Source organism: Gardnerella sp. KA01000 (assembly GCF_049244035.1).
Classification (GTDB): Bacteria; Actinomycetota; Actinomycetes; order Actinomycetales; family Bifidobacteriaceae; genus Bifidobacterium; species Bifidobacterium leopoldii.
Genome location: NZ_CP058367.1, coordinates 707,386 through 731,177 on the forward strand (window position 1 = coordinate 707,386; position 23,792 = coordinate 731,177).

The following is a 23,792-nucleotide window of genomic DNA, read 5'->3' on the forward strand; positions in this document are numbered from 1 at the left end:
CTATAATAGGTGGTGTTGCGGAAAAATCATGGCTTACCGTCATACTTATTCGTAACAATGTTACCGTGCATCTGCTGTAAGGAGTCGTCCCGTGACCGAACAGACTAAACCTGAAGAAACTACTAAAACTACTACCGCGCCAAAGCCAGTTGCTCCATCTCCAGCAAGCTTCGCGCATAAGACTCGTGTTGTTGCTCAAGCACCAACCATTTCTTATAGTGAAGAGGATATTAAAGCCGCAAAAACCTTTGGCCGTGTTGATGAAAATGGCACTGTTTACGTTACTGAAAACGGTGCTGAGCGTGAGGTTGGTCAATACTCCACTGGCACTCCTGAAGAAGCGTTGACTTTCTATATTCACCGTTATCTTGATTTGAAGATTAAGCTTGATCTTTTTGCTAAGCGCTTAGAAGCTTCCAATGTAAAAGCAAAAGAAATTGACGAAACGCTTAATACTTTGAAAGCTGAATTGGAAAATCCTGCTGCCGTAGGCGATATTGCTGCTTTACGTGCGCGACACGCCGAATTGACTGCAAAAGGTAATGAAAAGAAGGAAGCAATCGCTAAAGCTCGAAAAGAAGCTCTGGAAAAAGCTTTGAAAGAGCGTACAAATATTGTAGAACGTGCAGAATTGTTAGTAGCGCAAATGAATGAATCTACTAATTGGCGTGAATTAAACGATAAGCTACGTGCTTTATTTGACGAATGGCAGGAGCATCAGCGTACTACTATTCACTTGAATAAGTCTGATGCCGATGCTTTGTGGCAGCGTTTTTCAAAGGCTCGTTCTGCATTCTCTCAGGCTCGCAATTCTTGGGTTAAAGAACGTGAGCACGTGCGTAATACTGCTAAGCAGCTTAAGGAAGCTATTATTGCAGAAGCTGAAAGCTTAAAAGATTCAAAAGATTGGCGTGAAACTTCTATGAAGTTCAATGCTTTGATGGATCGTTGGAAGAAAGCTGGCAATGCTGGCCGCCAGCACGATGATGCTTTGTGGGCTAAGTTCCGCGAAGCTGCTGATGCTTTCTATCATGCTCGTCAAAATGACCGTGAAAAGGTTAATGCTGGAGAACACGAAAATCTTGCTAAGAAGGAAGCTTTGCTCGTAAAAGCAGAGGCTTTGTTGCCAGTAGAAAATGAAGAAGCTGCTAAGAAAGCTCGTAAGGCTTTGTCTCAGATTCAGGAAGAATGGGATGCTATTGGTTTCGTTCCTCGTGAAGATATGCGTCGTATTGAGTCTCGCTTAAACGACGTTGATAAAAAGATTAAGGCTGTTGAAGAAGCTGCTTGGCGTGAGGCTGATCCTGAAGCTAACGCTCGTAAGTCCAGTTTTGCTTTACAGTTGGAAGCACAACTAGAAGAGCTTAACGCTGCTATTGCTAAGGAAACCGATAATAAGCGTAAAGCTAAGTTGGAAGCTGAAAAGGCTACTAAAGAGCAGTGGTTGAACGCTGTTAAATAATTAGTTTTATAACTAACTAAAAGTATGGGGTCGCTTGATTTTAAGCAACCCCATACTTATTTTTTCGGCTGTATTTTAAGCTTTATTTGCTTTAAGAGTTTTTTATTAAAGATTTAGCTAAATGAATAAAAGTATTAGCTAAATTAGAATCTGCCAATTTTCCATCTTCGGTTAGAACAGCAGGTCTCCCTGCTTCACCAGTTTCTCTAAGCGCAGGATCTAAAGGAAGTTGAGCTAAAAGAGGCACATTAGTGTCAAGAGCGTTACAAAGTTGTTCGCTTACTCTCCTTCCTCCTCCTGAACCAAATAATTCTAAGCGCTCGCCGTTATTTTCAAACCAGCTCATGTTCTCAACAACTCCGCGAACTTTTACAGGAATTTGCAAAGCCATAAGACCTGACCTAACTGCTACATCTGATGCGCTAGGCTGTGGAGTTGTTACTACAACAAGCTCTACGTTTGGTAAGGATTGCGCTACAGCTAATGCCATATCTCCTGTGCCTGGAGCTAAATCAAGAAGTAAAACATCAGGGTTGCCCCACCAAACATCTGAAAGAAACTGCTCTAAAGAACGTTGTAATCGTGGTCCTCTCCACAAAATAGCACGATCAGTTCCAGCAAACATTCCAATAGAAATAAGCTTTACTCCCCAAGCAACTACAGGCATAAGCATTCCGTTTAAATTTGTTGGTTGAGAATTAACTCCAAACATTCGCGGTAAAGAAAAGCCGTAAATATCGGCGTCAATAGCTGCAGTATCGTAACCTAATGCTGCAAAAGTTGCAGCTAAATTAGCAGTTATAGAAGATTTTCCAACTCCGCCTTTCCCAGAAGCTATAGCAAAAATTCTCGTGCGAGTGCCAGCTTTATTAAATGGATTTTCTTTGCGTTCAGCTTTTAAATCTGCAACCAACTTTTCTAATTTAGTTTTACTCATTGCAGTAGCGTTAACGTGCGGTATGAGTATTGCTTGAGGATATTTAGATATAGCTTCTTGAACTCGTCCTGTAATTACTTCTGCAAGAGGGCAATTTGGCACAGTAAGTTCAAGATTTATCTCTACATCATAAGCAAACTTTGTTGTATCAATGGTTTCAGCTTTCTTTATCACATGCACTCCGGTTACCATATTTAATTCGGTAACAGAGCGACCTAATTCTGGATCAATAACGCTACCCAGCAAATCGTAAACTTGTTTTTCGAGTTCACTTGTATTCATGCGTTATGATTCCTCAGCAATGAGATTTGGAACAGTATTATTTGCAATTTGTAGTATTTCTTCTAAGTTCCCAGTTTTTAAAAGAGTATTAAACTGTTGTTCGTTAAGCATAGGGATGCCAAGTTCTTGCGCTTTAGTTGCCTTGGATCCTGCATTTTCGCCTAGAATAACGCAATATGTGTTCTTGCTTACTGATCCTGATGCTTTGCCGCCTCTTGAGACTATAGCTTCTTTTGCGCTGTCTCTTGTAAATCCTTGCAAAGATCCTGTAACAACTATTGTTTTACCTACTAATGTTTGAGCGAAAGATGATGCTTCAACTTTCCCTACTACACCTGCTTCTTGCCACGATTTTAATACTTCAAATTGCCAATTAGTAGGGTCTTTAGCTTGTTGGAACCAGTTGTATACTGCTTGCGCAATTTCAGGACCAACTCCATCAATTTGTGTAAGTTCTTCAATAGATGCTTTGGAAATATTGTCTAAAGATTCAAAATTTGCCGCTATAAGACGTGCAGTTGGTGGACCTAGTCTACGAATAGATAAAGCAACCAAAACTCGCCACAGTGCTGCATTTTTGCCTTTTTGAGCTATTTCTTCAAGCATACTACGAGTAGTTTCAGAAGGTCTTGTATACCATGGCACATTTATTGTTTCTTTAGCGTTGTCGCTAGTTTTAGCATTTCTAGTAATGCGCTTATTTTTCCAAAGTACCACTTTAGCGTCAATTGGAACTTGGAATTTAGGATATTGAGGATCCCATTGTTCGTTTGGTGAAGTAGTTTTTTTGGGAGTTCCTTCTGCTTCGTAATTTGTAGATAACTTTGCTTCGATTGTGCGAGTCCAAAATGCTCTAACTTGATGCCAAAGACCAGATCCGCCTATTTTGCGTGTACGCTTTTTAAAGCTACCGTCTTTACTAACTTCTTTCCACTCTTCAACAAGAGGAATTTCTTTCCAAACCATTACATTTTGCAAATCGTCGGCAGTAATACTAAATAATCCAGCTTCATTTCTAAGTACTGGAGTTTGTGGTTCAGGTAGCGTTAAATCTGGTGACGGTATATATGGTTGTTGAGTTGCGCCTCGCTGAATTATAATTTTATCCATATCTGGGCAGTAAACTTCTGCAGTTGTAGGTCTGCAATCCTCAGGATTTGTAAGAGCTAGCGCAGCGTTATCGCCCAAATTTTCAATATCAAAAGCTTGTCTGGAAGCCAAGTGAATTATTCGTTCTGTAAGTTGAGCTGGGCAGTTTTCTACATTTGGGCAACGAATGTCTTTATCTCCCTCTTTTGCAGGAGCTAGCTTAGTTCCACAAGATGGGCAGTATTCTGGCATAACAAACTTTCTAAGTTCATTTTCTCGCCCTTCCCTAGCTTTAAGTACCGGTCCGACTAATTCTGGAATAACATCCCCAGCTTTACGAACTACGACAGTATCGCCAATTAGCACACCTTTATGTTCAACTTCGTAAGCATTATGAAGAGTTGTGCGAGAAATTGTCGATCCTGCTACAGTAACAGGTTCAAGAACAGCTACAGGAGTTACTCTTCCAGTTCTTCCAACCTGGACAATAATATCCTTCAAATAAGTATTAACTTCTTCAGGAGGATACTTGTATGCAATAGCCCATCGTGGAGCTCTAGAAGTAGCTCCTAGTTGATGCTGTAATGCTCTGTCATCAACTTTTACAACTATGCCGTCTAAAGCGTGCAAAATATTTGCCCTATGCTCTCCGTAATAGTCAATCATTTCTTCTATTTCAGAAAAATTTGTGACTTTTCTTGTGTACGGAGAAACAGGTATTCCCCACTGTTGATAGAGCTTATATGCGTCAGACTGATTAAATTTTGTTTCACTATTGTTATGGCTTGTATTTTCTTTCCAACGAAGCTCACCTAGTCCGTGTGCAAAAAAGCTTAATCGACGCGTGGCTGTAATTCGTGGGTCTTTTTGGCGCAAAGAGCCAGCTGCAGCGTTACGAGGGTTTGCAAAAGCAACTCGTCCAGCATTTTCTTGTTCATCATTTAATTTTCTAAAGTCTTCCCATTTCATAAAAACTTCGCCACGAATTTCCACGAACTCAGGAATATCGTCAGGATTGTCAGAATGAAGCTGTGTTGGTATTGCTTCAATCGTTCTTACGTTTAATGTAATATCTTCGCCAGTTACGCCGTCGCCTCTAGTAAGACCTTGTTCAAGAGTACCGTTGCGATAAATAAGATTTAAAGCAAGACCATCAATTTTTACTTCGCAAGTCATAGGAAGAGGTTTAGACTCATCCCATTGTAAATCGCGAATTACGCTGTTATACCAATCGTGTAATTCTTCAATTGAAAATACATCATCCAAACTCATCATTCGAGACGGATGCTTTACAGAAGTAAAATCGTTAGAAAAAGTTCCACCTACGCGATGTGTTGGGGATTGAGGAGTATCTAAAGTTGGGAAGGCAGCTTCTAAAGCGCTTAGCGCTCGCATTCTTGCATCATATGCTGCGTCTGAACTAGTCGGAGAATCTTCTACGTAATAAGCAATTTGATCAGATTGTGCCCAAGCTGCCAATTTTGCCCAAAGTTTCGCAGCTTGCTCTATAGTAAGCGTCGCTGGCTGCAAGTTTCCAAGAGCCAACGCATCAGTGTCTGTTGGCTGAAGTTGAGCAATCCACGTATCTGTTTTTTGCGTATTTTCATGAGTCTCATTTTGCTCGTCAAAATCGTCAAAAAGAGTCCATTGTGCGTTTTTTGACTCGATATCATCGTGAGCCATACTCATGAAACCCCCTTCAAATCAGCTGTTGCTTTATATAGATTATGTCACTTACCATTTACGCATTTAATGAACGTAAGAACTGTGATTGTACTGCACCTTCACAATCGTCATTCAGTGACATTCGAATATGCGCTACGCACAAAGTTCTTGCAATTACAAACATTCCATCGTCAACAGTTAGCTTTGCGGCTTTTCCAATAATATGATTTGCTTCAATATTAGGCCAGACAGGAATATCGTCACTCATAAAGCAATGTCTAACATCATCCATACTAGTAGGAGCTTTATAACACTGCGAGCGCATTCGTGATAATAATTCTTCTAGTTCCATTTGTAGCGGTTCTATTCTTCCTGGAGCTAAATAGTCTGCCATTCGGTAAGCGCTTGCTGCCAGAGTGAACTTGTCTTGCATCCAAGCTGCATAAGCTAATCTATAGTATGCGAATGCTGCGTCGTCTTTGTCTAATGCGACTCGAAGTGCGTTTAGACATGCTGCTACTGTTGACGTCCAATCTTCTTGTTGCGATAATGCTGCTGCAAGTCGCAAATGCGATAATGCGTATGTTGGAGCGTATGAAACCATTGTGTTTAAATGTTTTAACGCCGCATCATATTGATGTAGTTGTGAGAGCAAATCTGCTAATTCCATGTGGGCGTAGAATAATCCGTCTGGAATAAGTAGTGTTTGCTCGTCTGGTGTTGCGAATAAGCGGTTGTACACTACTCGTTCTGCATATGAATTAAAGTAACGTGGCACAGCATTATCTATTGTGAACATGGTGTCAAATTTTGCAATATTGTTCTCATAAGATTCTAATGCTTGTTTAATGTCGCCCTCTATGAGTTGTTCTTGGGCGTGTATGCGCATATCTCTTATATTTTGAGATGCTTTGAAATGAAGTTCCGGTATTGTAGTTTCGTCAATAAGTGAACGAGTTACTATATCTGCTTGGTTGTTAAGCTCTGGGTCGCCAATTTGTTCGATGATATTCATTGCTTCACGAGCTTTTTCAGCTGTTGTTAGCAATGGTTGTGAAGCAATATGATGAAAATCGGCGACTGCTTGCTGTAGCAAGTCTTCTCGTTGTATAGAAAGACCTTTAGCATGTTCTGTTCCGAGTATTTCTTCTTGTTCTTCGTTAAATAGTGTGTCTGAAAACTCTGGCTCTTCCTGTGCGCCGTTAGGCGAGAAGCAAGTGTCATGCAAATCGAATGATGGTTCTACAGTGTTAAGCTTGCAATTTTCGTTTAAGCTTATACGCGCGTTAGATTTTTTGTAGAATTCTATAGGATTTTGTAATCCGTGCGAGCGAATATGTTTTACGAAATTGTCACGTTCGAAAGTGACGGTCATTAAAGTTCGCACTTCTGGCGGTTCGCTAAATGCTGCTAAAGGATTTGTGTTATTTGTGTTGTTTGCGTTGTTTTCATTGTTTCCGACTTCCATCGCGCTTGTTAAATCATCACTATGCTCATCTACTAATGATTGCGCAGCTTCTACAACATCAGCAAACGGTAGGTGTTGCAAATCTTGCAACTTAGAAGGGTCACCATGAATGTCTCCATCTTTTGGCTCACCTTTTTCGTGCGTACTATTGTTATCAATTCTATTTAGTGCTCTTAGCGTACGATTTAGTAGATTGCTAATAGCGCTATCTTGTGCAGCAACCATTTCTTCTAAACCTATAGAGTCAAGTCTAATAGAAACTTGCTGTATTTTATCGCTAATACCAAAAGCGAGAGTTGCAAGCATAATTCCAATTCTCAAATTGTAATTTACTGAAATATTGGACTTTTCGCTATCGCTATACTCATGCCACTTATTTTTATGAGTATCGTAGATACTTCTTGGCATTAGTGATGATCCTGTTGCTGTAAAAGCTAATGCAACTTTCCCATCTCCTAAATTAGAGCGAAAATCTGCATCAAAACGGAACGGTAAATACAAGCTACGAATAAGTTCAGCTAAAGATTGGCGATACAACCACTCTCCTGCTTCAGTCTGTTTTAAATACGATGCAGACTGTTGGCACTTGCGAGCTTTGCGCCATAAATGCATTAATGGGCGAATACAGTCATCTTGCGTAGGATCTCCGAAACTTTGCATTCCTAAATCTTCGCTAGCAATAAAAGCTGGATCTTCAATAAATGAGTTATCGATAGCACAAATGCGCTCGCAAGTAATATTATCTTCTAAACTTTTACCACCTTGCGATGCGTTTGCTTGAATGCATTGATAAATTGCTTGTAGTCTGTTTAATGCACCTTCAATGCGCAACACTTTCAAAGCTGCAGAAGGCTCTAATGAATCATCCCAAATCAAGTAATGTGCTGAAGTTTTCTGTGCAGGTTGTAAGTGTAATCTTTCCGCTGCATGGACTGCTTCTAGACTGTGAGTTTGCTCTAATGCTCCAACGTCGCGCATGACGCGTTCGTAGTATTCTTCCAAACCGGAAACTCTAAAACCTTCTTTGCGCGCAGTTTTAATATCGGAAACGCTTCTTCTTATTGCGCCAAGAGGAGCTTCTGTATGCAAGCGGTGTAATACGTGAAAATATCCAAAACCAACTAATGATTGGTGCAAATCTGGCACAAAAAAAGTCGCAAAAAATACTGTAGCAATAGCGTCTTCATATGAAAGATTGCATCTAAAATCGTCACTCAACGATACGCGTGTGCCTTCAATAGTATATTTTTTATGCTTTCCATTGTTTAAGCAAATCCATGAAGCAACTTGATGCAAGCCATCATCTAAAGAAACTTGCATAACAACATCGCCATAGACAAAAGGCTTATCGTTAATGTTTTGTTTTGCGTATGAGCTTGAAGTATTCTTATTTACTTTCTTTTTTCGTAAATTTTTAAATACGCTTTGTAGTTGTTTTGTAAAGTTATGTGATGCTTGTATTTGCTTAGATCCATAGAATCTAGTTTTGTTATATAGATTAAAAGACCCTTGCTCAATAAATGACAATTGTGGTATGCGCTCAATTGCTTCTACAGGAGTTACTTTATCTCCTGTGTAAACTCTCCCATCTTTGTCTGCGATTGCAAGTTGACGAAAATGTTTTCCATCATCTTTGCATAAACCTAGTGCAATTCCAAATAGTTTCCCAGGGATTTTAAACCAAGCTAGTTGGGTATTTGCTGGAAGTCCTGGAAAATCACGAAAAATACGGTGTTTAGAAAAAGTAGGAATGGAAGTAATTTCGCCTTGTTGCCATAAGGAATCAATAGCGTCTGACATGATTGACATACGATCTTCTTTAGAGTGTGTCTGCTCGGTAGATTGCACGTCTTCAGCCATAATCCCCATTCTTTCAAGTCGTTGACATAATGCAAGTTGCGTTCGTAAGCATTCAGCATTTAATCTTATGCGCTGACTGCACTCGTCACATCATAGTTCAGTATATAAGTAGTATATAGGAAACGCATGTTCGATGTGTGAATGTTGCAGAATTGTGGATATTTTATTTTCAAATGGAGCGGACAACGGGACTCGAACCCGCGGTCTCAACCTTGGCAAGGTTGCGCTTTACCAACTAAGCTATGTCCGCAAACAAGTGAATACCTTATATCATTTTCATAAAAAGTGCAAATTAGGTATGTCGCAAGCCTTACAAGTACTGGCTGTACTTGTAAGGCTTACTTGTTTCAGATTTTCAGTGTTTTAAGTTGAAGACTTATTTTATTTGTTTGCTTACTTGCTTTCGTCATCGCGCTTTGGAGAAGATGGTGTTGCACCCTTTTCAAGCACTCGACCAGGGCCTGCAAGATAAGCTGCGCGGCCTGCCTCAATACCAAGCTTGAAAGCTTTAGCCATAAGCACAATATCGTTTGCAGTAGCAACTCCAGTATTTGCCATTACAGCTGCAGCACCCATTTCCATTGCTTCAGCAGCCTGGCTTGGAACGCCAATGCCGGCATCGACAATAACAGGAAGATCGATTTCGTCGATAATAAGCTGAATAAACTTCTTAGTTTCAAGACCCTTGTTAGAGCCAATCAAAGAGCCGAGAGGCATAATTGCGGCAGCGCCAGCGTCGCGCATTGCCTTAGCAAAGTACAAATCTGGATACATGTAAGGAAGAACAGTAAAGCCTTCGTCAGCCAAAATCTTTGTTGCTTGCAAAGTAGCTTCATTGTTTGGTAACAAATACTTGCGATCAGGAATAATCTCAAGCTTGATGAAGTTTCCGCAACCCATTTCGCGAGCAATATGTGCAGTGTTAACTGCTTCCTCTACAGTTACGCATCCGCTAGTATTAGGCAAAATAGTAACGCCTTCTGGAATATGCTTTAAAATTCCTGCAGCTTTCTCGCTATAGCGAATTGCTACAGTAATCATTTCAGCTTTAGCACTATTTACTGCGGCATCAATAAGCTCCTCAGAATACTTTCCAGAACCCAAAATGTATCGAGAAGTAAACTTCTTACCACCTAATTCTAAATAATCTTCATTCTCCATAATTTCCTCCATTTTTTATCCATTTCAACGCTTCTAACGCTTCTAAACTTGCGATAATCGAAACATAAGGCAAATACAAGCCTTCTTCAGGAGAAGACTTAAAATCACCTACTAAGCACACGTTTGAAAGATGCTTAATTTTTACGTTCTTAATATCTCCTAGTCCAGATAAGCCAGAAGCGGTAATAACATATTTGTTAGGATGATTCATGAAATAGTCAAGAACCATTGCTTTCGATTCGCGATTGTCGAATGCTTCAATAAACAAGTCGGAGCGCTCAGCAATCTCATCTAACGATTCCGGCGTAACTTTTTGCACGAAAGCTTCTACTTCAACGTACGGCAAAGTTTCATTAAGCCGCGCTTTAGTAGCAGATACTTTGTGTTGTCCAATTTCGTTAATCGTATAATTTTGACGGTTTAAATTCGAATACTCGATACTGTCAAAATCGTAAATGTACAACTTTTTTACGCCGGCTCGCGCAAGCATTAACGCAATATTTGATCCCAAACCGCCGCAGCCAAGTATTGAAACTGATTGTTGAGCAAACAAATCATTATCTTCCTTTAGCTGACGTTTAAGAACTTTTGCGCGAATATCGTCACTTTCCATTCATCCTCCTCCCATAATGCTAAATACTTCAATTTTTGCGTTATCTTTAACTATGAAAGTTTCAAAATCTTTGCGTTTTACTAATTCACCATCAACTTCTATTGCAACAAAAGTACTGTCGTAACCTTCGCGCTTAAGTAGTTCAAGTAAATTCTCGTTCTCAACATAATCCACAGTATCGTGATTAAGTTTCAGCACACTTACCTCCTTTCTGTAGAATATGCTTTAAGTTTTGAATATTACGTTTAAATATTCTATCTAAGCCTTAGCAGGATGAAGAATAAACTTGCCCTTAAAGTCTTCGCAAACTCCGTTTTCTTTGCTGTAAATTTCTTCGCCGCGAAGCAAAGTTCTTACCACCTGGCAGCCAATAGTGCGACCAACGTATGGGCTGAACTTGTTTCGATACTCAAGATCCTCAGCTTTAAGAACATAAGGAGCATTTGGTTTAATGAATGCAAGATCTGCGTCATAACCCAAACGTATGCTGCCTTTTCCTTTCAAATCGAAGCGTTTTGCAGAATTGCTAGAATTCAATGCCACAAATTGAGTTAATGACATTCCGCGCTTTTGCACAGCTTCATCAAAGAACACATCAACATCGTTTTGAACGCTACCAATACCACCCCAAGCTGTGAAAGCATCATCAGTTTGCTTCAAACTCAAAGGAGCTGGCGAATGGTCGGAAACAATGAAGTTAATAGAACCGTCAAAAACCTTTTCCCACAAGCCATTCTGGTTTTCCTTGTCACGAATTGGCGGAGTGCACTTAGCGATATTTCCAATCTCGTCAAGCTCAGAAGTGTCGAAATATAGGTAATGGTTGCAAGTTTCGCAGCTTACGTCTACGCCATTCTTACGAGCGTCAGCAACAGCTTGAGCGCCTTCCGGTGAAGAAACATGAACAATATGAATTCTGCATCCAGTTTCTTTAGCAAAAAGACAAGCGCGCTCAATAGCTTCAACTTCAGTGAAAACAGGTCTGGTTGCTACGAACTCAGAAAGCTTTCTAGCTCCCATTTGATGAGCTTTCTTTCCAAGCTGGTCTGTAATAGGAGCGTTTTCGCAATGCATAATCAAAATTTTGCCGGTTTTTGCAATCTGCTGCATACCGGTGTAGAGGGAATAATCGTCGCAATTATACAAATCAACTTGCAAATCCTTGTCGCCAGTAGTGCCGAGGAATGCTTTGTAATTAACGACACCCTGCTTATCTTGCTCGCATATTCCGCCATTGAGGTTTTGTGGTTCCAAGCCACCAGTTTGACCAACATCAACCTTGAGCTTTCCGTCGGCTTCTTTAAGCACTGCTTCAAATGATTTTCCATCAGTAGTAGCAGGAATCTGATTGCAAGGCATTTGCAGCATTGTAGTAATACCGCCTTTTGCGCCGGCAGAAGTTGCTGTTACAAAACCTTCCCAATCGTCGCGAACGCCGCCGCCTGGAGCGTTAATATGAACATGAGAATCAACTTTTCCAGGAACAACTATTAAATCAGTTGCGTCAATAGTTTTATCGGCTGTAAAGTTGCTTCCAAAAGCGGCAAACTTGCCGTCTTTAATTGCTATATCGGCTTTAGTTGCTTCATTATCGAATACAACCAAACCGTTTGTGATTACTACATCGTAGTTCATATTATTTCCTTTCTTTAGCCATTGTTGGCTGAAAAACTTTTGATAGTAATATTTGACACACGAAGCCTACAGCGCATCCCACAATCCATGAGATTTGAGTAAGCGGTGAAAGTAGAGGAATTATCTGCCCGGAAAGAGCAAATAAAAGCCCAAGTATCGTAGAAGTATAAGATATCCAGTTAGTTCCAGAATAGGCAGATTTTGACGAGCTATTTGTATCGTAATAAATTTGATCAAGATCAATATGCGTGCGCTTTACTACGTAATAGTCGGCAAGTAGAACACCTGCAATAGGGCCTAAAAGCATGCCAATAAGATTCAAAAAGCCTGTAATATTAGCCATAAACTTCCACGGCATTAACACAGTGCTTACAAGAGCTGCAATAACCACTCCACGCTTATAATTTACAAATCGCGGAGCTAAAGCAGTTAGCTGGTATGCTGCAGGAACAATATTGCCAGTAGCATTTGTACAAACTGTAGTAAGTAGAAGCAACCCAGTAGCTATTGCAATTGCAGGAAGATTATCCCACTTGTTTATGATAACAAGAACATCTGTAATAGTTTCATGGTAAAAAAGCGATCCGCCCACTAAAATAACTACGCTTGTAAAGGCAAAAAGCGCGTAACTTAGCAAGAAGCTAGCAATTTGACCTTTTAGTTGAGCCATAGTTGACTTTGCGTTTTGCGTAAAATCAGCAATAGAAACGGCAGGAGCAGCCCAAACGCCCAGTACAGAATTTACAACCATCATCATGAAAAGCCCGAGACCGTAATTAGTTGGCGCTTGAACAGTAGCATGATATTGCATGATTGCAGATAACCCACCAGCACAGCTAATAGCCCATACGCTCATGCAACCAAAAACAACGTAAATAAGTGGGCTTAATACTACAGTTAGCTTATTAAGAGTCTTTCCTCCGCCTAAACCAATCGCCAAATTAAGCAACCAAAATATTGCGAAGGAAATAATAATAGGTATGTGCGAACCAACAAATGGTATTTTGTTTCCAAAAGTAAGAAACTCAGGGCAAATTTTGCCAACTAGAATCTCTAAAGCTTTCGCACCTATATATGTTTGAATTCCATACCAGCATATTGCAGCAACTACTCCCCTGAGGAATCCTGGTAGTTGAGCGCCTGCTTTTCCGTATGTTGCGCGCAAATGCATAGAAAACGGTATGCCGTATTTGGAACCTACAACACCGTTAGCAACCATGACAATTGCTGTAAGAATTGCGCCAAGCATGATACCAATCATTACGTAAATTGGAGAGTATCCCATTAAAAGGAATGCGCCAACTGCAGCATAATTAGGAATATTGTGTACAGACTGCATCCACAAAGTGCAGAAATTAAGAGCGCTCATTGTGCGTTTTTCTTGCGGCTTTGGCAGTAAATCTTCGTTGGTGTAGCCGCGCTCGCGGTAACATTCCAAGTTTTTACTAGCTACTGGCTCGTCTTGTAGCAGTTTACTAATTTGCATGCGCACCTCCTTACTTTTCTTGTTTGTAATTTGATTCTTTTTTGTGTTTTGAGTTTTTTGAAAGTAATAATCGCAACTTTGCTCAAAAATAAAAAAAGATACGAAAGGATTTCGTACCCGTGGTGGTGCGCCCCTTCGTATCAGCCTCTTATTCGTGAATAAGCGTTGTACTCTCATTCGATATTCACTTTTCTTCGCTGCGATTAATTAAGCAGTGAAGTTTGCATCGTATATGCCTTTTGCGTCCTTCCTAAATTTCTATTTTTTGATTTTCGTTTGGTTTTCGTTATATTTTTAGTTGGTTTTTTTTTAGTTAGTCCTCATAAGCCAAACTATGCAGAGCATCTCTTAAAAGCTTTACTCCGTGAACAGCGTCTTGTGGATCTGTGTACTCTTCTGGAGCGTGACTAATACCATCTTTTGAAGGAACGAAAATCATTCCGGATTTTACAAACGGAGCAAAAATTTGCGTATCTTGACCAGCACCTGAATGCATGACTCTGTATGCATAACCTTGCTTATTAGCTTGATCTTTCAAAAGATTAATAATATCGTCGCTAAGTGGTGTAGGATCGTCAGACATCCACTTATCGATCTGCGCTGTAATGCCATAAGACTTGGCAGTTTCGTGAATATCCTCGTCGAGTTCCTGCAAGAATTTATCAAGAAAAGCTTTATCTGTATGACGGCAGTTCATTGAAAAAGTAACTTCTCCAGGAACAATATTTACTTGATTTGGAACTACGCTGATTCTACCGAAAGTAAGCACCAGTGGGTCGCCTGCTTGCTTAGCTTTGTCAAGATTTTTGGCGATTATATGAGACATGCAATCTACTGCATCGTGCCTGTAGGACATCATTGTTGTGCCAGCGTGATTTTGTACGCCTTTAAGATGAATATCCCAACGATGCTGACCAGCAATGCTAGTGATAATACCTAAATCTTCGTGATTGCTGTAAAGCGTTGGTCCCTGCTCAATGTGTAGCTCAATCCAGGCTTCAAGATTTGCGAACTTAGGTTGAGTTGTTTGATAATTGAACCCAGCTTCACGCATTGCTGTTTCGAAAGGAACACCTTCGCTGTCGCAAATATTTTCTACGTCCTCTTTTTGGGCTAGTCCGAAGAAATTCTTTGAACCCCAGAATACGTATGGGAAACGTGAGCCTTCCTCTTCTGCTAAGCAGATAATGCGAAGACTTTTCTTTGGCTTTCCATATCTAGTAAGTAAATTCTTAATTGCTAAATAGGCTGCAACTATTCCAAGTTGGCCGTCAAAACGACCTCCTCTTGAAACTGTGTCAATATGCGATCCACAAGCTATTATGCTTTCTGGTTTTTCGCATCCTTCAACAGTTGCAATTAGGTTTCCAACTTGGTCGAATTCTACAGTCATACCGAGTTTTTCAAATCGTTGACGAAGAGCAAAAAGAGCCTGTTTCCAAGATTTTGTGTAAAGAGGTCGAGTAACTCCTTGTTCTCCTGGTTTTTCTGTGAATCCTGCAAGCCAGCTTATGGCCGATTCTATAGTTTCAGCACTTATGCTGCTATCAATCATGTGCAGTATTCCTCCTCACTTGTGCAAGTTTTCCCAAAAGTGACATTCAGGCGGATATTTTTTTTGGTTTTGGTGTTTGGTTTTTAGTTTTTAATTGTTTTTTAAATCTTTTTTTTTAATTGTTTAGTTGATACTCGTGTAATTGCTACTACTTTGTGGCAACGCAAGATGTCACGAAAATCGTGACAGAAAGAAATCACTTATTGTAATTGCTCCCTACGCATGTCTTAACAAAACAGGTTCAAAGGGTGTTTCTCAACTGTTTCCAGTACCCCTGCAATTTTCACTTGTACTCGGATGAGTATAGCACGATATTAAATGAACTCAAAATGAACATTTGCATGTGTGTTTCTGTGAAGAAATGATTGGTTGCTTGCTTGGTTGACTGGTTGGCTGGTTGATATGAGATATTGTTTCCATTTGTGGTTGCATGTATGTTCGGCTGCCAAAAATTTTCATATGTAAGTTAGGAAATAAAAAATAGCCATATAACAAAAACGCAGTGCTTCTACACTGCGAACATATTGTGGGTGATATAGGAATCGAACCTATGACCCCTTCCGTGTGAAGGAAGTGCGCTAGCCGCTGCGCCAATCACCCAAAATTTTTTTAATTATGCGTGAAAGGCAATCCTTTCGAGTGGGCGATACAAGGTTCGAACTTGTGACCCCTTCCGTGTCAGGGAAGTGCGCTACCACTGCGCCAACCGCCCAGGTTGTTTATTAAGCTTGAAGCTTAATCGAGGTGGGTACGAGAGTCGAACTCATCTATACGGCTTTGCAGGCCGCTGCCTAACCGCTTGGCTAACCCACCGTAAGGTCGAATAACTCATCGGACCTAGAGCGGACAACGGGACTCGAACCCGCGGTCTCAACCTTGGCAAGGTTGCGCTTTACCAACTAAGCTATGTCCGCAATGCAACTTTACTGAACAATGTCAGCGCCGAAGCACGAGTAACTACTATACCCGAAATATTCTCAAATGCAAGCCCTCGCCTATTTTGGCGTGTCGTTTGGTGTGCTATTTGGCGTGTTTTTCAGCGTGTCTGTTGGTGTGTCATATATTCTATTCGGCGAAGGTGTATCAAAATTGTTGCGTTAAGGAAACAGTTTTGATACATGCGATTATTGCTTATGATAAATCTAGCCAAACAATAACAACAATATGAGTAACCTTTGCACATAAGGAAGGTGCTCATATGATAGAATCGAATTGAGAGCTGGGGCTCCCCCTTACCCTTGACCCTTCACGGGGTAGGTTTGGGGGAATCACCAGCTCTTTTGTAATAGTTAATTTTCCCGTTTTCTATTATGCAAACGCAATTTAGCTTTGTATCTTCCCTAGATAAACGTTTTTGAACAATAGTATTTATTGAATCCTTTGGTACATTGGATATTATAAAAAATAAAGCTATAATGAACATAACGCGAGGGCCTCGCAGCTGCCGTTTACGTCAGATTGTTAGTCGAGGGGTTCCCTCGCAATTTTCATTTTAAGTGTTTTTTAATATAAGATTTATTCATCTTCGTCGTAATCTGCAGAATGTTGGCGACGTGGAATCCCTAGTTTATCTGCCATTTCGTTATATGAATCAAGATAGTCATCGTCGATAAGATTGTATGCTTCAATAATAAGTTTGCGAGGAGTATCTTGCTGCTCCCATGCAAAACTTACAAAACTTAAGTAATCTGCTAACGCTTCATAAGGCTCTCCTGCGCATGTAGCATTACTAGCTGCTTCTTTGCAATCTTCATTCATGTATGGCTCAGCATAGGGACGAAGTTTTTCAGCCATGTCATAATAAATTTTCTGCATGTTCATCAGCTTCTCACTCCCCCTTCTTATTTTCCACAACTGGGAATGCTGTATTAACGCTCCACACTTTTTTATTTTCTCTCTCAATCGTTGCAAAAACTGAAAAATGTGGGGTGCTCCTCAGACTAATGTTCCAGTCTTGAAAGCTGGTTGCCGAGATCCCCACGTTGGTTATATCGTATCACAATATTTATAGGATCACCTCAGCGTATGCGGTAATAGCGCATATTGCCGAAATAATACCTAATACTCTTGCTCTACTCATAATCGTGTGCAAAGATTGAAGGCTAGGGGTTCTAGCCAGCATCATTGGTTGGAACCCCCGTTTTTTACTTGCGCTTATTATCGTGGCGGAAATCTAACCAAATCATAATGATAATAGTTAAAATGGGGTCACTCCCGCGTATGCGGGAAAGAGTATGAGCCAAGGCGAAAAATGACACCATATTCCAGCGATAATAACGAGTGAGAGTATGGCTGATAATATCGCATCTAATTTCATAATGAGCCTGCAGTATAGTGGATAGTGAGTCCTGGACACTTCGGCTGTTCGGGACTTTTTATTTACTTAGTGCGCTTCAAGGATTACCGCTGTGTAGAATCACCCCCGCGTATGCGGGAAAGACGGGTTGACATTTATGCACGCGAACTCGTAGACGGGATCACCCCCGCGTATGCGGGAAAGACCCCATGTTCCTGTTGACAAGCCAGCCAAAAGTAGGATCACCCCCGCGTATGCGGGAAAGACGCCTTGAAAACATCAGCTACGAAATACGCAATGGGATCACCCCCGCGTATGCGGGAAAGACTAATCCTATTATCTATGTGCAAGACAGCGCGTAGGATCACCCCCGCGTATGCGGGAAAGACAACCTGCTTAACATCTTCTATAAAATAGCAATAGGATCACCCCCGCGTATGCGGGAAAGACCTTTCGTCTACATCAAATTTTACATGCATGAAGGGATCACCCCCGCGTATGCGGGAAAGACGACACACAAACGACACACCAAACGACACACCTAGGATCACCCCCGCGTATGCGGGAAAGACCTTTTGCACAATGCACGCATGTGTTTAATGTCGGGATCACCCCCGCGTATGCGGGAAAGACTGCTTGCATAAAGCACGCATGTGTTTAATGTCGGGATCACCCCCGCGTATGCGGGAAAGACTGCTTGCATAAAGCACGCATGTGTTTAATGTCGGGATCACCCCCGCGTATGCGGGAAAGACTGCTTGCATAAAGCACGCATGTGTTTAATGTCGGGATCACCCCCGCGTATGCGGGAAAGACAAAATCTTTTCCAGCGTCTCCCTATAGTATGAGGGATCACCCCCGCGTATGCGGGAAAGACGATGAGTATAAAGGTAAAGGTTCCGGGATTAAGGGATCACCCCCGCGTATGCGGGAAAGACACGTTCGTGACCTTATAGGACGCGTGAATGATAGGATCACCCCCGCGTATGCGGGAAAGACTGTAGTAGCCTTCGTTTCCTTTGCTTATGCTGAGGATCACCCCCGCGTATGCGGGAAAGACTAGTCTGAGCCACAGAACCTCCTTTAACCCATGGGATCACCCCCGCGTATGCGGGAAAGACTTATACCCCCCATTTACTCAACAATTTGGAAAGGGATCACCCCCGCGTATGCGGGAAAGACTGCACAACGCCATCAAACGTGTTCTTAGCCTCAGGATCACCCCCGCGTATGCGGGAAAGACTAATTGTTGCCGCTATTTTTTCTACTAGCTCAGGGATCACCCCCGCGTATGCGGGAAAGACCGTCATAAGCGTCAGTCCACGCGTTACGACCAGGGATCACCCCCGCGTATGCGGGAAAGACACTTAAAAATCCCAATAAAATAGCTATTTTTCCAAGATTAAACAGCAAAAATTATTTACTTTTCAAAGCTATCATTATTGCGCATCACTTTCAATTCTACTATTATGCAAGAAATTTTAACAATTCTGTCAAATTAAAAACAAGATGCGCTGTTAGTCTAGCATCCAGAAGAGCTCTATGTGGAACAGATTCAGCAATGTTGTATTCGTGCAGCACTGTTTTTAATTGGTAGTTTTTTAAAAATTTCTTTTCTTTCTTTACAAAACGAGAAATATCAAAAATTTTGTTAATTGAAAGAGAATGATCAAATCTTTCATCTAATGAAGATAAAGCAGAATTTAAAAATGACATATCAAATTGTACGTTATATCCAAGTACAGGTAATTTTTCGACAAAATCAATAAATTCTTTTAATGCTAAATCTAATCTGACACCATAAGATTCAAGCATGCTGGATGTAATACCAGTTAGCTCAATAATTTCATTAGGAATAAAATTATTTTTGTTAAAATTACTAACGCTATCGCAATTAATATTTATTAATTTCTGGAATTCTTCAATTTTCCCATCAATGAACTTAACGGCTCCAATTTCGATAATTTTATCAACTTTGCTATTTAAACCTGTAGTTTCGCAATCTATTACAACAAAATTTTTATCTATTTTATCTATAAAATCCTTCCAGTAATCGGTACAAGTTATCTCTTCATCATCCATAGTAAATTTTGCAGTTTGAGAAGCATTATCATAACTTAGATAACTAATATTTTCATTAGCAAGATTATTTTCAATTGTGCTAGAAGGAGTATTAATATTTTTACGCCTTATATTTGAAAATTTCTTTGCATTATGAAAATGTGCTGCATCGCTAAATCCATGTTTAATATCGTTTTCTAATGTATCAACTGTTGGAATACGTACCAGAGGTAATCCATCCGAATAAACCACCTCACGATGCGAATGTATAGTCTTAAAATCGTAGCCAATTTCATTTCTAGAAGAAAAGCTCATTGTTACAGCACCATTGCCAACACAGTCTTCTATGCGCTTCCATAATTCTTCTCGAACTCGACTATTAAAATTGCCGACGTAAACTCCTGATGCTATTTCTTGCATCCACTTAGTTAAATCACCTCTTAAAGATAGTGGACAGTTCGTCATCGTAATCACAGTTAACGGCATATCAATTCACCTCACTGTAATTTACGCCAGAAGCTACTAGATGTTCCTTATCGTCCCAAAGATGTATTACATCAACAGTAATTTGGTTGTCAATCGGGATTTCAAGAAGATTTTGTATATCATTAACGATACGAGACATTATGTTGCAATTTGCGAAGCAATCGCGCATCTTCAAACGCATTAACTGTTCAATGTCATCGTCGGATTCACACCGAGCAGCAATTTCAAAAGATGCAGGAATAGTTAATTCAGCTTTATATAAGTCTGCAATATCGTATACAAGAGAAAGATCATGTCCGGTATGCACGAAACCTAATCCAGGTGCTAAACCTAAAGCAGATATTATGCTATGTACTAAACCGTAAAGGCATACATTACCTACAGACAATGCTTGATTAACGACAGTGCCACTTTCAAAATCATCGACTTTATAATCGCGACCATTCCATTGGACATTGTATTTATTAGACATCTCCCTATATATGCTTCTTACGCGAGCTCCTTCTCTACCTCTTAATTGTTGCATAGTATATGACGATATATTTTCATTAGGGAAACGCATTTGATACATTTTTCTCGCAACGTTCAATCTTGATCTACTATTAGTAACAAGTTTTGCTTGTTTTTCCAATAATCTTGAGCTTCTTGACAATGCTCTACCATGAGCGTAATTGCGAACACCATGCTCGCCAACCCAAACTATGCTTGCGCCAACATCTCCAAGTAATTCCATAGCTCTGTGAGTAATCTCAGTGCCAGGACCTAAAAGTAAAACGCCAATCATTGCAGCAGGAACTCTTATAGTTCCATTTGCATCAAAGACTGTAACAGCACTATCAAGACGATTAATTTTCGCATGCTCTACATATATAAAACTCACTCTGTCGCTTATACGTGGAAGCTCTGGTATTTCAGCTTTTTTGGCACCGAATTTCTTTTTCATACTGTTACAGCCTTTAATAAAAATAGCGTAATTCATTTAATTGTTTAAAGGAATTACTGTCATCATTCCAAAGCCATATGCTTTCTTTTTACCAATTCCTTCTAGCAGTGTTTTACGCATGATGTCTGCATCACTAATTGTTAAAATACCTTGGTAAACAGCTTTACTTAATCGAATAGGTTTTTCTGACTTTGTAAATAAGCTATATCCGCGTTCAACAATAGCGAATTCATTTTCGTTCAACGAAAAACCTAATTTTTGTGCGCGACTAAGCAAAAAATTCATCTGCTGATCATAAGTAACATGTGGTACTACCCTACCTCTAGTAGTGCGAGTTTCAGCAGTATCAGAAATAGAAACAACAGGGTTAAGCGTCACACGAAATTGCATTCTCATGCCATTCATCAGTGAGCCTAAAAACTTATCATAAGTTTTACTTGACGCTGTTCCGGAAACACCATACATCTCTAGACGTTGCAAATCTGGTTCAGAATCACTTACGATAAGCAAGTAATATTTTCCATGCAGAACATCAACTCTCCATAGTTTTCGGCTTCTTTCATGATTCTCCCATTCGTCGGGAAAACTTTGCTCAACCCAATTGTGGAAAGCTCCGACAGATTTAAGATCTCTCAATGATGAGGGCTTTTTATAATCAATTTCAACTCTGCTTAAATAAGACATTTAAGACTCCAATCCAGAAAAAGCATCATGCTCAGCAATAAAATCTCTAGTAGATTTCACATGCTTACTATCCGATGAAATACCTTCCGAATCCGAATTATTGTGGAGAATTCTCTTAATAGGTATTTCCATTTTTGACTCGTAACGGAATCCGAATTTTCTTTCCTTGTTAGAGAAAGAATTAACGAAATCCTTGCGCAATCTACGAACTGATTCCTGAATTTTATAAGTGCTAGTATCGTCTTTAACTAATTCTGCTGCAGCTTTATCTACTAAATCAGAATCAGCGTATAGGGATATAAATATCTCATTGTGCGATTCATTCGAAGACTCTGATACTTCAGATAGTCTAGAAGTATTAAATCTTTTTTTAGACCACTTGTTTGCAAGCCACTCATGCGTTAATAGAGCCTGAATTACTCCGCAATCTTCTACGCCTAGAATAAAATCAGCTGTAGGAGGCAGCGATCTTCTACCTAAACTAGATTGAAAATACGGCGAGTGCAACGCATCGTTAATACTTTGAATAAGTTGCTCATTGTCGGATCCTATTGCAACAAGAAATATAGCATCTTCTAGATAGTAACGATTTGTAACGTAATTTTTTTCAAAATCACCATTAGGCTTATATTTTGCAGCAATATGATAATCTCTAAGCAAATTACCTTGCTGATCTATTCGTACTGCAAAATCCAAATCATTAAGCTTTGCAATCTCCTCATCACAATCTGCGCTTCTTCTATATCCAAAAGCTGCAGCAATCATACCTACTACCGCACTTTTAGATGGATAGTAGTCTGTGTGACGAGTTTCAAAATGCGAATCTGTACCCCATGATTGCAACGGTCCAGAAAACTTCAGTAATAAACTTTTCATAAGCTTCCTAACTGTTAAACACTAAATATCAACTAATAAGTGTTATTTTTTAAGAAATTTACTGAAGAAATTCGGATACTTTAGAAGAAAAATCATCCAGTAATTGCTGCATACTTTGCTCTTCCGCCCCTAATTTAAGATTCTCATTTGAAGAATCCATGGTTACGTAGAATGATGCAAGTGGCTTATGGACGAATTTTTGAACTTTTTCGTATTCTTGAGATAGCTTATCTATAGACTTTGAGACATATCCGTCTTTAGATTTTACTGGATCTTCAAATGCACTAACTAAGTTCACTGGCCTGTCATCTCTTAAAGTTACCACCAGCATTTGCGGCAAAGTTTGGTTAGCAAAAGTATTTGCTTTTCCAGTAGGCATTGCATTAGCGAAAGCTTCAATAAAAAGTCTAAGAGCATTAATTGTAGATTCTTTGTTATCACTCAACTGATGGCTAAATTCATGTACTGCAACATTTGCATAACGATACAGCGTTGAAGAATTATATTCTATTGTGCCTAGCATTCCAGCTCCAGCATTATCCTCAGTAGATAAGTCATCAACAGCAGTATAGTAATCAAATTCAGTCCGAATAGCATGAGTGGAAATTGCGTGAGCAACTTGCGAAGAAGCGTCCTCATTAAGCGATGGATCGTCTGCAAGCATGCGACCAAATAACGCAATATCGATAGGTGGATTATCTTTCAAGATTTCTTGCAGTTGCTTCTTGTCAGTAACATTATTGATTGCTGCTTGAGCTAGAGAATTTGCTTGAGTTTCGCCTAAGAAGAATAAAGCTTTTGCTGTAGGAATTGTTTCTCCCTTATCTGTTTTAGTTTTAACTCCAACAGTATTTAACGTTTTATCTGCTAAATCTAATGCTTCTTGTTCAGATAATTCTGGTTTTAATGTAATGATTTTATCGGCAACGTATTTAACAATATTTTTGCTTCGTATTCCAACATTAGATTCTCCGCTGTGTTCTTTGAAGTATTCGCGCATTGAGTGTTTCCAGCATTGAGAACTTATTCTGGTTCTAGTTACACCGCCATATTGAGCAGTTTTAGGGCTGCCTGCATCATCACGATTAATATTGCATGGTGGAACAGTTTGGATTGCTTGAATATCTAAGAATAAATGAGCGTTCATGATTTTACCTTTCTAAGTTTTAGTTAATTGTTTGAATTTTTTAATAACGTTGTTTTTGAAATATGTAATTTTTAAAATATGTGATG

The 23,792-nt window shown here is 39.9% G+C and carries 16 protein-coding genes, 5 tRNA genes, 1 CRISPR repeat array and 1 riboswitch; of the genes, 1 reads left to right on the top strand and 20 read right to left on the bottom strand.

Features of this window, described 5'->3' with window-relative positions; translation table 11 throughout:
- Positions 1 to 91 precede the first annotated feature (91 nt).
- Positions 92 to 1,462 (top strand): DUF349 domain-containing protein, encoded by a 1,371-nt coding sequence (locus HXT58_RS02625; RefSeq protein WP_004574246.1) that lies wholly within the window; start codon positions 92 to 94, stop codon positions 1,460 to 1,462.
- 91 nt (positions 1,463 to 1,553) lie between these two features.
- On the opposite strand, the gene HXT58_RS02630 is transcribed toward HXT58_RS02625, so the two are convergent.
- The 20 genes from HXT58_RS02630 to cas7e form a co-directional block, all read right to left on the bottom strand.
- On the bottom strand, positions 1,554 to 2,681 hold the full coding sequence (locus tag HXT58_RS02630) for an Mrp/NBP35 family ATP-binding protein (protein WP_064340392.1): 1,128 nt from the start codon (positions 2,679 to 2,681) through the stop codon (positions 1,554 to 1,556).
- 3 nt (positions 2,682 to 2,684) lie between these two features.
- The gene (gene ligA / locus HXT58_RS02635; protein ID WP_415706176.1) at positions 2,685 to 5,453 is read right to left on the bottom strand and encodes an NAD-dependent DNA ligase LigA; all 2,769 of its coding nucleotides are present in this window, start codon (positions 5,451 to 5,453) and stop codon (positions 2,685 to 2,687) included.
- Positions 5,454 to 5,511: 58 nt separating this feature from the next.
- Positions 5,512 to 8,763 (bottom strand): tetratricopeptide repeat protein, encoded by a 3,252-nt coding sequence (locus HXT58_RS02640; protein ID WP_101886048.1) that lies wholly within the window; start codon positions 8,761 to 8,763, stop codon positions 5,512 to 5,514.
- Between the two features lie 174 nt (positions 8,764 to 8,937).
- Positions 8,938 to 9,013, bottom strand: a tRNA-Gly gene (locus HXT58_RS02645).
- Positions 9,014 to 9,156: 143 nt separating this feature from the next.
- Entirely contained in the window at positions 9,157 to 9,924 is a 768-nt protein-coding gene (locus HXT58_RS02650; RefSeq protein ID WP_004108959.1) for a thiazole synthase, read from the bottom strand.
- Positions 9,914 to 10,537 carry a sulfur carrier protein ThiS adenylyltransferase ThiF gene (gene thiF, locus HXT58_RS02655; protein WP_004106663.1) on the bottom strand — a complete coding sequence of 208 codons (624 nt, stop codon included), beginning with the start codon at positions 10,535 to 10,537 and terminating at the stop codon, positions 9,914 to 9,916. Before thiF ends, HXT58_RS02650 begins: the two co-directional genes overlap by 11 nt.
- A complete protein-coding gene (gene thiS / locus HXT58_RS02660) occupies positions 10,538 to 10,735 on the bottom strand; it encodes a sulfur carrier protein ThiS (protein ID WP_004106666.1) in 198 nt (65 codons plus the stop codon).
- A 60-nt stretch (positions 10,736 to 10,795) separates the two neighbouring features.
- Positions 10,796 to 12,172: an allantoinase AllB gene (gene allB, locus HXT58_RS02665; RefSeq protein WP_415685196.1), complete on the bottom strand. Its 1,377-nt coding sequence runs from the start codon at positions 12,170 to 12,172 to the stop codon at positions 10,796 to 10,798.
- A 1-nt stretch (position 12,173) separates the two neighbouring features.
- Positions 12,174 to 13,658 (bottom strand): allantoin permease, encoded by a 1,485-nt coding sequence (allW, locus tag HXT58_RS02670; protein WP_004574240.1) that lies wholly within the window; start codon positions 13,656 to 13,658, stop codon positions 12,174 to 12,176.
- Between the two features lie 313 nt (positions 13,659 to 13,971).
- On the bottom strand, positions 13,972 to 15,213 hold the full coding sequence (locus HXT58_RS02675) for a hydantoinase/carbamoylase family amidase (RefSeq protein WP_004574239.1): 1,242 nt from the start codon (positions 15,211 to 15,213) through the stop codon (positions 13,972 to 13,974).
- Between the two features lie 196 nt (positions 15,214 to 15,409).
- Positions 15,410 to 15,499, bottom strand: a riboswitch (TPP riboswitch).
- 241 nt (positions 15,500 to 15,740) lie between these two features.
- A tRNA-Val gene (locus tag HXT58_RS02680) sits at positions 15,741 to 15,813 on the bottom strand.
- Between the two features lie 40 nt (positions 15,814 to 15,853).
- A tRNA-Val gene (locus HXT58_RS02685) sits at positions 15,854 to 15,925 on the bottom strand.
- Between the two features lie 30 nt (positions 15,926 to 15,955).
- Positions 15,956 to 16,026 (bottom strand) — tRNA-Cys (locus HXT58_RS02690).
- Positions 16,027 to 16,054: 28 nt separating this feature from the next.
- A tRNA-Gly gene (locus HXT58_RS02695) sits at positions 16,055 to 16,127 on the bottom strand.
- Between the two features lie 601 nt (positions 16,128 to 16,728).
- On the bottom strand, positions 16,729 to 17,034 hold the full coding sequence (locus HXT58_RS02700; RefSeq protein WP_410295849.1) for a hypothetical protein: 306 nt from the start codon (positions 17,032 to 17,034) through the stop codon (positions 16,729 to 16,731).
- Positions 17,035 to 17,626: 592 nt separating this feature from the next.
- A CRISPR array of direct repeats spans positions 17,627 to 18,874; the repeat unit is 28 nt; unit sequence GGATCACCCCCGCGTATGCGGGAAAGAC.
- Between the two features lie 102 nt (positions 18,875 to 18,976).
- Positions 18,977 to 20,056: a type I-E CRISPR-associated endoribonuclease Cas2e gene (gene cas2e, locus HXT58_RS02705; RefSeq protein ID WP_415705962.1), complete on the bottom strand. Its 1,080-nt coding sequence runs from the start codon at positions 20,054 to 20,056 to the stop codon at positions 18,977 to 18,979.
- A gap of 1 nt (position 20,057) precedes the next feature.
- On the bottom strand, positions 20,058 to 20,999 hold the full coding sequence (gene cas1e / locus HXT58_RS02710) for a type I-E CRISPR-associated endonuclease Cas1e (protein ID WP_004106692.1): 942 nt from the start codon (positions 20,997 to 20,999) through the stop codon (positions 20,058 to 20,060).
- A gap of 36 nt (positions 21,000 to 21,035) precedes the next feature.
- Positions 21,036 to 21,683 (bottom strand): type I-E CRISPR-associated protein Cas6/Cse3/CasE, encoded by a 648-nt coding sequence (cas6e, locus tag HXT58_RS02715; RefSeq protein WP_174191559.1) that lies wholly within the window; start codon positions 21,681 to 21,683, stop codon positions 21,036 to 21,038.
- On the bottom strand, positions 21,684 to 22,559 hold the full coding sequence (gene cas5e, locus HXT58_RS02720; protein ID WP_410295883.1) for a type I-E CRISPR-associated protein Cas5/CasD: 876 nt from the start codon (positions 22,557 to 22,559) through the stop codon (positions 21,684 to 21,686). It abuts the gene before it with no gap.
- 58 nt (positions 22,560 to 22,617) lie between these two features.
- Complete coding sequence (cas7e, locus tag HXT58_RS02725) at positions 22,618 to 23,706, bottom strand: type I-E CRISPR-associated protein Cas7/Cse4/CasC (RefSeq protein ID WP_410295882.1); 1,089 nt, start codon at positions 23,704 to 23,706, stop codon at positions 22,618 to 22,620.
- Positions 23,707 to 23,792 lie beyond the last annotated feature (86 nt).